Origin of the sequence: Confluentibacter citreus (assembly GCF_002807055.1) — a bacterium.
In the GTDB taxonomy this organism is placed as follows: domain Bacteria; phylum Bacteroidota; class Bacteroidia; order Flavobacteriales; family Flavobacteriaceae; genus Confluentibacter; species Confluentibacter citreus.
Genome location: NZ_NIXN01000002.1, coordinates 227,016 through 237,890, shown reverse-complemented (window position 1 = coordinate 237,890; position 10,875 = coordinate 227,016). Strand labels below are relative to the sequence as shown.

The following is a 10,875-nucleotide window of genomic DNA, read 5'->3' as shown; positions in this document are numbered from 1 at the left end:
AATTAACCTGAAAGAATGATAAAATATAAAGGTTTGGATAGGGAAGGCTGGTTAGGCTAATTCCGGTGATGGCGGGAATTTCTTCATGTTTAGAATGTTGTAGATGGGAACTTCGCTTAGGCAGACACTTAATTACATAAGAGTTGGCATATTTTTGGCTGTTTCGATAGCGCTCATACCTCTTTGTGTATTAAGTTATTTAACAGGAGATTAACTTCGTATAAAAAACAAAATGAACATAGAATTACAGATATTGCATTCAAATAATCTGGAGGAACTAAAGGAACTTATTTCAGTTTTTGCGAACGTATTTGAAATGGAAAATTTCAAACAACCTCACGAAGAACATTTGCAAAAACTATTAAACAAACAAACTTTCTTTGCGGTTATTGCTAAAAATAACAACAAGTTAATAGGAGGACTGTCAGTTTATGTGCTGGACCAATATTACTCCCAGAAACCATTGGCATACATTTATGACCTTGCAGTATTGACCGAATACCAAAGAAAAGGTATTGGGAAAAAACTGATTGAGTTTACCAACAATTATTGCAAACAGCAGGGTTTTGAAGAAGTATTTGTACAGGCCGACAAGGTTGATGACTATGCTATAGACTTTTACAGAAGTACTAAACCGACTCATGAAGAACAAGTTGTCCATTTTTGTTACAAGTTTTTTGACAACAATCATAATAATTGAAGCAGTTATTTGTTATTTAAACCACGATACCTATAAAATTGAGTAGATATGAAAACCAAAATCTTAAGTTTAACTTTCGGATTGATTTGTGGAATGTCTGTATTTGGACAAGAACTTAAGACAGAAAATACAATCCATGATCTGATTCAGCAGCACACTAATACTATATATGATAATCTCATTAAAATGAGAAGGGATTTTCATAGGTTCCCAGAGTTGTCAGGAGAAGAGAAACGAACTTCTGAAAAAATCGCAGAATACTTGCGTTCACTCGGATTAGAAGTTAGAGCAAACATTGGCGGTCATGGAGTTGTAGGGATATTAAACGGTGGTAAACCAGGAAAACGCATCGCTTGGCGGTCAGATATTGATGCATTAGAAACGGATTTTCCTGACAGTGTTGATTTTAAATCGCAAACGCCGGGTGTTCGTCATATTTGTGGACACGATATCCATACAACTATAGGGCTTGGTATTGCAAACGTTCTCTCGCATCACAAAGACAAACTTGAAGGGGTCGTATATTTTATTTTCCAACCTGCGGAAGAAAGTTTTGAAGGGGCAAAATCAATGATAGACGACGGACTTTTTGATATCATTTCACCCGATGAAATATATGGATTGCATATTGCCCCTATGCCTAGTGGTTCTGTGGTGGTTAATCCTGAATTAGTTTATGCTTACAAGAGCATCATTGAGATTTCATTAAAAAATACAAGCGATTTGGACTCAATAGTTCATTATACAAAAAACCTTGTTTCAGGTTTTCAGAACGTTCAACCAGATAGTAAGTTTTGGGATAGTAGAAATTTAGTCGACACACATGTTGGAATATATAATCCCAATACCATATATAAAGATTACTTAACAGTTAATAATAATTTTAATGTTGAACAATCCGAAAATCAAGTTAAATTAAGTACCGTTATAATGAGTAGCGATAAAAAGCATCTCGATTCAATCCCTCAGTTAATTAAAGAGGCAATATCCAATTCAAGATACTCCGATAAACTCATATCTGTAAATTACTCAAAGGAATTTCCATCAGTAATTAACGATCCTAATTTAACCAATGAAACCATACAAATCATCACTAAGCTTTATGGTGAACAAAGCATCATTCCAATCCATGGTGTTATTCCAAATTCCAATGATGATTTTGCATATTTTCAACATCAAGTTCCGGGCGTTTATTACTTTTTAGGAGGTTCCAATTATGAGGCGAATATGATTTCCATGCCCCACACGCCTGATTTTGTTGTTGATGAAACATGCATAAAAACAGGCGTAACATATTTTTCGTCCATGATTGTCGAAAGATTAGACAAACAATAGTAAATGTTAACTAAAGCTGACTCTTTTTCTGCTTCATCTTAAACTTCTGAAATCCTGCCATGATAACTCCCGATTGTTATTGGGATGGGAATTTCTTTATTGATTAAGAAAAAACCAATCTTTAGCACCACAAGATAAATATTTCCATTCCAAGGCAAAGCCTCCATATTCCTATCTCATTTGTCAACGTGCAAAAAAATCCATAAAACCTCAAATTGCCACTTTATTCGAACGCGTAAAAATAAAGAATAAGGTTAAAGACAGGTTGACAAAATTGGTGACTCGAACACGTGGATAATTTTTAGTTTTCACTACTTATAATAATGGTTTTACCACCTCATTTGGGACTATTTTGCTTATCTTTATAGGTGAGCAGTCAGGGTAAATAGGGAATTATTTTTTAATTTTTAACGATATGAAAAGACTAACATTTTTATCAGCTTTAGGGCTATCACTAGCCGCATTCAATTATGCTTGGAGCCAGGATTTGAAACTCAACGATCTGGAGTATTTCGAAACCCAAGGCGTCAATGTCCTTATTTACAATAATCTTTTTACGGGAGGTTTCAACGATGAGAAGAATGCCGGTATAGAATTGATTCACCATGGCGTCAGAACATCGCAAGGCGGCGCTGTGAGACTTTCCAATACTCCCGAGCAATGGGATCTTGTTCCAGCCATCTCAAACCGAAAGGTCGACAGGGCGTCCAATACCATTGAAGCTACGTTGAGGTATGAAGATTACGATTTTAATTCGCGAGTGGTTGTCACGGCCAAGGGTAAGGGGGTTGAGATATCTGTCTACCTTGACAAACCCGTTCCCAAGGTACTAGAAGGGAAAGCAGGTTTTAATCTTGAGTTTCTTCCCTCGCAATATTGGGCAAAGACCTATTTGATGGATGGACGTTTCAATCGGTTCCCACGCTATGTGGTAGGCAATACCATTACGAGACCTAACAGTGATAAGCTCAAACAATTTAAGGGGTATGAAACTTATGATGACCGAGGGACTGGCGAATTCATCGATCCGCTTCCTCTGGAAACCGGACGTATGCTGCTCCTTGCACCCGATGAACCTTCACGTATGGTAAAAGTCACCTCGCAAGATGCCGACCTTATGCTTTTTGACGGTCGCGTACTGGCCCAAAACGGCTGGTATGTCGTTCGCAGTTTACTTCCGACAGGAAAAACCGGTAAGGTTCTAACCTGGACAGTGGAACCAAATGCCATCAACGGTTGGTTAAGAGAGCCCAATATCGGTTTCTCCCAAGTGGGCTACTTGCCTTCACAACAAAAAGTATCTGTTATTGAACTCGACAAGAAAGACAAACCGCTTGCAAAAGCATCCATCCATAAAATAGGCGACGACGGCCATGCAACCGAAGTATTCAACGGCGATGTCAAACCTTGGGGTGATTATTATAAATACCACTATGTGAAATTCGATTTTACTTCAGTGGACACTCCCGGTATATACTATATTCAATATGGCGATTTTAAAACCAATAATTTTATAATTGATAATACTGTTTACGATCAGATTACCGATGCCACCAGTGATATATGGATTCCCATACATATGAACCATATGTTCGTAAAGGAGGGTTACAGGGTCTGGCATGGTGAGCCTTTCAAGGAAGGTTATCTCCAAGCGCCGCCTAATACCGATCATTTCGACCTTCATGATCAAGGGCCCACAACCGATACCAAGTTTAAACCACTCGAATTGATTCCTGGATTAAACGTTGGCGGTTTTTTTGATGCAGGGGATTTTGACATTGAGACTGGTTCTAACATTAGCGTGGTGCAGAACTTTGTGCACACATGGGAATATTTCAAACCCTTACGTGATCAGACTTATGTGGATCAGAAGACACGTCACGTTGTTCTTCATCGTCCAGACGGCACACCAGACATATTACAATTTATCGAGCACGGAACTTTGAATCTGGTTGCTCAGGCAGAAATTATCGGTCACATGGCTCAAACGCTTTCTAATTCCGTGCTCCATAATTACCATCATCTTGGGGATGCAGCTTCACTGACCGATGGTCTTCCTTACAATCCCAACCTTGGCCCTTACGAAATAGCGCCTGATGGCCTGTCGAGCGGCGTTAAGGATGATATGTGGGCATTTACAAGCCGTAATCCTAGTCTAGATCTTCAAGCTGCAACCATGTTTGCCGCAGCAAGCCGGGCATTGAAGGGATATAACGACGATCTTTCGTCAAGGGCGTTGCAACAGTCAAAAAGACTGTTAAAAGAAGCCACGGAATTACTTGCCAAACAGGCGCAAGATACCACGTTTAGGGGAGGCAGATCCGCAGATGTGGCCACCAATCTTCAGTTGTACATCTCAACTGGTGAGCAACAATACAACGATAAATTTCAGCAACTTTTATGGCCTGCGCTTGATCGCAATGTTAATTTCGGACTTCTTACGGCATTAAATGCCATACCGCACATGGACGCATCCTTTCAAGAAAAGCTCCGTCCGTATGTTGTAAAATACAAAGCCTATATCGATGATCTTGAAAAGAATAATCCCTACGGAGTTCCCATCGGTCTTGGTAACTGGGCAGGTGGCGGAGCCATGGTAAACTTTGGTACCACCGTATGCTTTGCTAGTAAACATTTTCCTGATATCATCGATGCTAGCCATGCCTTTAAGGCCTCTAACTATCTGTTTGGTAGCCATCCGTACCACAATTATTCGTTAGTGGCAACAGTGGGCGCTACGCGTCCCAAATCCGTTTTTTATGGTAATAACAGGGCCGATTTCTCATTTATTCCGGGTAATGTGGCTCCAGGCATTTTATTCAGGAAACCCGACCACTTTGAAAACTACGACGATTGGCCATTTCTGTGGGGACAAAACGAGGGCACGATTGGCGGAAATACCAGTTATTTAATTTTTGGATCTGCTTTTAAAAATTTAGTAAATAGATAAATTGCATTGAACAGTTTTGAATCTGCTGCGGATTCAAAACTGTTTTGTTTTAGCGTAAGTTATTTTCGTAAAATAAGGGTTTTCCCAAAAAATTCAAACTCGAACAATCCTTGATAAACTACTTTTTAAAATACCGATGAATGGTAAATAGGATTTAAAAACCTATTTTTTGTAAGTGAATTTTTATTATATTCGTGATTATATAAATTGAATATAGTCTATTGATTAAGTTCAATTTTTGGCAATAATTATGAAAAAAATCACGAACAAGCTATTTTACCTTTGTATCTTAATCTTTTGCTTCGTTTCCTGTAAAAAGGATAAGGAATCAAAAATCGAATATCTTGAAAAATCAAAAGTTGAAAATATAAATATTCTTGCAAATCGTTATCTTGAATTAAATCGATTTAGCGGAGTCATTTTAGTGGCCAGAAATAATAATATCCTTTACAATGAAAGTTTTGGTTTCGCTGATTATGAAAGCAAAAAGCCTTTTTCGGATAAAAGTACTTTTAAAATTGGTACAATTTCTGAACTAATTACTGAAAATATGGTGCAGGAAATGGCAAATAAAGATGATTTTCAGTTATCAGATAGCATATCTAAATATATTCCAGAAATAGAAGCAGATATTACAATAAATGATTTACTAAATCATAACACTCATTTACCAAGTATTCAAAAAATTCAGCAGAAAACCCCAGAACTTAAATACTCAACCATTGCTTATACCAATTTAGGTTCAAAATCTTCAGATACATTAGAAATTAGTGATTTAGATTATAATATTTTGGGATTGCTTATTGAAAGAATAAGTGGAACAAGTTTTCAAAAAAACATACAAGATTATTCTGCAAATTTGGGATTAGAAAATACTTATTTTCAAAAAAAAAACACCTCTCTTGTTGTGGGTTATCTCTATAGTAATTATCGTGGAAATGGTGATGAATTGCATAAATCACCAAGTGCTGATTTAGATATTACATTTAGCAGTAATGGTCTTAAATCCACTGCTAGAGATTTGATAAAGATTATAAATCAAAATAAAGAATTAGACATTTATGGCTATTTAGAAAATGACGGTTTTAGTTATTCATTAGTAAATGATCCCAAAACTCAAACAACCATTGTTGTATTGAGTAATCGTAGACATCCAGTTGCAAAGGAAATGTCAACAGCGATAAACCAAATTTTTCAAGACGAAGAATACAGGCTTCCTTTGTTGAGAAAACCTTTTGATATAGATAAAAAGTTGCTAAAAGATTATTCTGGCACTTACGCATTAAATCAGAATATGAATTTTAATGTACTGAATGAAAATGACAGCTTATTTGTAATATTGGGGCCAAATAAAGTTCATTTAATCCCGCAATCTGCTAATCAATTTTATATGGAACAGACGGATTCCGCGGTGAGATTTTTGAGAGACTCCACTGGAATGGTTAATGAAGTGGTTCTATTAAATGGGTTTTTAGATGGAGATAAAGTTAAACGTTTAGAAAAATAACTGTGCTAACACCTTGTGTAAAAAATGGTTAGTTATATCTAAACATACAACTTTACATTACTTGAAAATCATTGTGTCTTTTTAAAAAAACACTACAAATCAAAAAGGAAATGAAAAAATCGAAAGAGAATAGCGAGCATTATATATGGGGAGATAATTGTAGTGGTTGGCACTTAGTGAAATCTCAAAGTTTAAGTGTGATAGAGGAATTAATGCCTCCGAAAACTCAAGAGACAAAACACTACCATAACTTATCTCAACAATTTTTTAGAATATTAAGCGGAAAAGCGACTTTTGAAATTGAAAATGAAATAGTCGAAATTGAAAAAGGGAACGGAATTCATATTCCCCCAAGAACAAAACACAGAATTCGAAATGACCAATCAGAAAATTTAGAATTTATTGTGATTTCAGAACCTACAACTCGTGGAGATAGATATAATGAAACCGACAAATAAAACGCCACACAACCCTCGCTACCGCTTAGCTTAGAGCAGAGGAGTCTTTTTTGATTAAGATAAAAGCCACGAGCAATTACGGGAGACAAACTAAAAAAATGTACTTCAATGATAAAATTTGAAAAATTACTAATTGCTATTTTATTATTGAGCATTGTTTCCTGTGGACAAAATAAAAAACAGATTAATGAAGAAAAGACAACTTCAAAGACGGATAGAGGAATTCAAATTGGTTTAATAGATACTTTATATTCCAAAATCCTCAACCAAGAAAGAGAACTCGTAATTTATATTCCTGAAAGTGCTAAAGACTCAAACAGGAAAAGAGACAAATATCCAGTTGTTTATTTATTAGATGGAGATTATAGTTTCGTCTCATTTGTTGGAATGTTAAAGCAATACAGCGAAATGAACGACACGAAAATTCTACCGGAAATGATAGTCGTAGGAATTCCAAATGTGGATTTTAAAAGTAGAATGATGGATTTTTCACCAACAGCAGAAGGAAATCCGGAACAATATGGTGGAGGAAACAAGTTTTTGGAATTTATGAAAATGGAGCTTTTTCCATACATTGAACAATATTATTCAGGCTCACAAAATAGAACCATCGTTGGACATTCGTTTGGTGGTTTGGTGGTTATGAATGCGCTTACAACAAACCAAGAAATGTTTACTAATTATTTATTGATAGACGGTAGTTTATATTTTGACGACGAATTATTCCTTAATAGTCCAAAATACAGTCTAAAAGGAAAGGATTTAAAAGGCAAAAATCTTTATATCGGAATTGCAAATACTGCAACTTACGGAAGTGATTTAGAAAGTATAAAAAAAGACACAATTGGTGCAAATAAATATGTTCGTTATTCCCTTAAACTCGTTGACCAAATAGAAAATTTGGACACAGATTTAAATATGCAATGGAAATATTACGAAAATGATACTCACGGAAGTACAGCATTTCTATCACAACTCGATGGTTTTCGGTTTTTCTATTCGTGGTTTGAGTTTAAGAAAGAACAAAATTATCGCAGTAAATATTTCGTGCCTCAAACTAACGAAGACAGATTTGCCAATCTGACCAAAAAGCACTTTGAAAATGTTTCGGAAAAATTAGGCTACGATTTCAAACCTGAACAAAATTGGTTAAGTGGCTATGCAGGTTCCTTGTACAGTTTTCAAAAACAACCAGACCAAGCAATAGAAACGTTCAAACTAAATATAGAATACTATCCAAATAGTTCGAGTGCATATAAAGATTTAGCTGACTTTTATTTAACTCAAAAAGATACAATGTCAGCTAAGAAATATTATATTAAAACCTTGGAATTAGATGGTGATTCTGAAGTTCAAAAACATTAAAAAAATTAGGAATATAAATTAAGGAACTGAGAGCAATTATGTGAACAACGAAGGGATTATTGATGTTGAAATTGTGGATAATCCAATTGTAGATGTGTTAAATAGTTCATCGATAACCAAATACAATCAATATTAAAGGATAAGGATTGGTTGTGTATGATATAGAGGGCTCAAAGTCGAGGTACTTTGCGCGGCGGTTCAAATAATCATTATTGTTTTTTTAATATAAGATGGAAGTGCTTAGTTTTCAAATTGGGATTTTATTGATTATCATAATTTGTGGTTTTTTTGGGAAATCGGCAAGAAATACAGCAACCGTGTTATTTTTAATATTTACTGTGATAATGGTTTTCACCTCAAGATTAATGATTATTCAGTTCATAACAATTGGTTTAGCTTATTTGATATCTAACAGTATTTCTGGTGACAGAAAAAAATTAGTTCCAGAATACGAGAAATCAAGTCAAATTAATAACAATAAAACTAGTTTAAGTGAGAAAATAGGGTGCTTACTTATAATTTTAATAGCTGCATTGACTATATTAAGTATTGTTTTTGAAAAATTGGCTAACTAATAAATTTTCCAGCTCTTCAAAGTCGGGAGACTTTGCGCAGTGGTGATATATTTATAAATATAAGAAAATACTGTATTAAATAATCGTTACGACTGTAAATTTCCTACATTAATAGATTTTTTTTTTTAGTATAATTTAGCTTAAGGAGAAAATTAGATTTTTTTAAAAAAGGGTATAAAAATAAGCCACCTGTTATTAGGTAGTTTGCCAAATCTAATATTTGAAGTATTAATTCGATATTCAAATTTACAATTTCTCTTTTATATTTTTTACTATATATAATTTTATTTATTCACATCTATATGTTGATATTCCTCTTTGACTTCGCTTTTTTTATCTTTTAATCCCCCGCTACCGCTAAGCTCTGCTTAGTGGATTTTTTAATTACTCTAACCAAAAAAAACTCTATTTTAGCACTAAACAATTCATCATAAACTATTTACACATGAAAAAGATATTTATTTTACTGGTTTGTACATTATTGTCCGTATCCGTTAAAGCACAAAGTTTTATTGGGGCTTGGGAAATGTACCATACCACTCCGTTGGGCGAAAAACTAAAAAGCGTTGTGATATTTGCTGATGGCTACCAAGTAATAACAACCTATGAAGCAGAAACAGGTCGGTTTATGGCTGCGAATGGTGGTACTTGGAAACTGGAAGGCGATACCATGACCGAAAAAGTGGAGTTTGATACCGATAACCCAGAGCGGGTTGGGAGTGAAGTGAGTTTTAAAGTAACTAATGATGGAAAAGTGTTTTCCATTGTTGGTGAAAATATGGAAATGAAACGCATTGATGATGGCACACCTGGGGCGTTACAAGGCGCGTGGCTCATGTCTGGACGCATGAGAGATGGTAAAGAAGAAACCCGAGATACCAGTGGCCCAAGAAAAACCATGAAAATACTATCTGGAACCCGATTTCAATGGATTGCCTATAACACCGAAACAAAGCAGTTTTCTGGAACTGGTGGTGGCACATACACCACTGTAGATGGAAAATATACCGAAAACATTGAATTCTTTTCAAGGGATAACTCTAGGGTTGGTGCGAGTTTGCCATTCGATTATGAGTTAGTAAATGGTAAATGGCATCACAAGGGACTTTCTAGTGCTGGTGATCCCATTCATGAGGTTTGGAGCATTAGAGAAAAGTAATTTTATTTTAAACTGGTTCTCGATACAATTCGCTTGTGGCGCTCCCGATAGCTATCGGGATTCGAAGTATGAGAAAATTTTATCGAGAAGCATGTAATCAATTTGGAGTATTAGAGACAATAATAATTCAATAACCTTAATCCACAATAATATGAAACATCTAGTATCCTTTTTTTTATTAATGAGTACCCTTTTAATTTCGGCGCAAGACAACGTGGTGCAAACGAGTGTGAACGGACTTTTGAGTCATAATCAAAATCAAATCAGTACGTTGGCAAATGCGTTTACAGAAGAACAGTACGACTGGCGACCAGCAGAAGGCGTTCGTTCGGTAGGTGAAGTAATTTTACATACCGCAGCGGCAAACTATTTTTTAGTGTCTAAACTTGGGTTTCCAATTCCGAGCGATGTTGATATGGCAGGTATGGAAAAAATAAAAGGGAAACAGCAGATTTTAGATGCCTTAAATAAATCATTTGCATATGCAATTGAGAAGATAGGGGCAACAAAATCGGATGATTTTAGTAAAGAAATTGATTTAGGATTTAACAAGTTAACTACCGTAGCGACCATGATGGTTGTTTTAGAGCATACTGGTGAGCATAAAGGGCAACTAATTGCTTATGCCCGGGCTAATGGCATTACACCACCTTGGAGTAATTAAAAATTGTATCGAGAAGCTCGTTGAACAAAAGTTCTCGATACAAAATTCTGAAAAAGAATTTCACTCGAACTGACAGGCTAACTAACTAACTAACTAAAAATACAATTAACAATCTAAATGTCACTTCGAGTGATTTTCGAAGCATGAGAAAATTGTATCGAG

General features: G+C 35.5%; 8 protein-coding genes. All 8 read left to right on the top strand.

What is annotated here, in order from left to right:
• Positions 1 to 232 precede the first annotated feature (232 nt).
• The 8 genes from CDH49_RS06825 (at position 233) to CDH49_RS06785 (ending at position 10,713) form a co-directional block, all read left to right on the top strand.
• Complete coding sequence (locus CDH49_RS06825; protein ID WP_100614748.1) at positions 233 to 700, top strand: GNAT family N-acetyltransferase; 468 nt, start codon at positions 233 to 235, stop codon at positions 698 to 700.
• A gap of 48 nt (positions 701 to 748) precedes the next feature.
• Positions 749 to 2,035 (top strand): M20 metallopeptidase family protein, encoded by a 1,287-nt coding sequence (locus CDH49_RS06820; protein WP_100614747.1) that lies wholly within the window; start codon positions 749 to 751, stop codon positions 2,033 to 2,035.
• 415 nt (positions 2,036 to 2,450) lie between these two features.
• A complete protein-coding gene (locus CDH49_RS06815; RefSeq protein WP_100614746.1) occupies positions 2,451 to 4,985 on the top strand; it encodes a glycoside hydrolase family 9 protein in 2,535 nt (844 codons plus the stop codon).
• Between the two features lie 250 nt (positions 4,986 to 5,235).
• A complete protein-coding gene (locus CDH49_RS06810) occupies positions 5,236 to 6,492 on the top strand; it encodes a serine hydrolase domain-containing protein (RefSeq protein WP_239970606.1) in 1,257 nt (418 codons plus the stop codon).
• Between the two features lie 110 nt (positions 6,493 to 6,602).
• Complete coding sequence (locus CDH49_RS06805; RefSeq protein ID WP_100614913.1) at positions 6,603 to 6,950, top strand: cupin domain-containing protein; 348 nt, start codon at positions 6,603 to 6,605, stop codon at positions 6,948 to 6,950.
• 108 nt (positions 6,951 to 7,058) lie between these two features.
• Complete coding sequence (locus tag CDH49_RS06800) at positions 7,059 to 8,315, top strand: alpha/beta hydrolase-fold protein (RefSeq protein WP_100614745.1); 1,257 nt, start codon at positions 7,059 to 7,061, stop codon at positions 8,313 to 8,315.
• Between the two features lie 1,020 nt (positions 8,316 to 9,335).
• Positions 9,336 to 10,049, top strand: a complete 714-nt coding sequence (locus CDH49_RS06790) for a membrane or secreted protein (protein WP_100614743.1) — start codon at positions 9,336 to 9,338, stop codon at positions 10,047 to 10,049.
• A 151-nt stretch (positions 10,050 to 10,200) separates the two neighbouring features.
• Complete coding sequence (locus CDH49_RS06785) at positions 10,201 to 10,713, top strand: DinB family protein (RefSeq protein ID WP_100614742.1); 513 nt, start codon at positions 10,201 to 10,203, stop codon at positions 10,711 to 10,713.
• The last annotated feature ends 162 nt before the right edge of the window (positions 10,714 to 10,875 follow it).

Bases quoted from the DNA above. Each gene is read 5' to 3' on its own strand.
- CDH49_RS06800 (WP_100614745.1), top strand. From the start codon at position 7,059: ATGATAAAATTTGAAAAATTACTAATTGCTATTTTATTATTGAGCATT.
- CDH49_RS06790 (WP_100614743.1), top strand. From the start codon at position 9,336: ATGAAAAAGATATTTATTTTACTGGTTTGTACATTATTGTCCGTATCC.
- CDH49_RS06785 (WP_100614742.1), top strand. From the start codon at position 10,201: ATGAAACATCTAGTATCCTTTTTTTTATTAATGAGTACCCTTTTAATT.
- CDH49_RS06820 (WP_100614747.1), top strand. From the start codon at position 749: ATGAAAACCAAAATCTTAAGTTTAACTTTCGGATTGATTTGTGGAATG.
- CDH49_RS06805 (WP_100614913.1), top strand. From the start codon at position 6,603: ATGAAAAAATCGAAAGAGAATAGCGAGCATTATATATGGGGAGATAAT.
- CDH49_RS06810 (WP_239970606.1), top strand. From the start codon at position 5,236: ATGAAAAAAATCACGAACAAGCTATTTTACCTTTGTATCTTAATCTTT.
- CDH49_RS06825 (WP_100614748.1), top strand. From the start codon at position 233: ATGAACATAGAATTACAGATATTGCATTCAAATAATCTGGAGGAACTA.
- CDH49_RS06815 (WP_100614746.1), top strand. From the start codon at position 2,451: ATGAAAAGACTAACATTTTTATCAGCTTTAGGGCTATCACTAGCCGCA.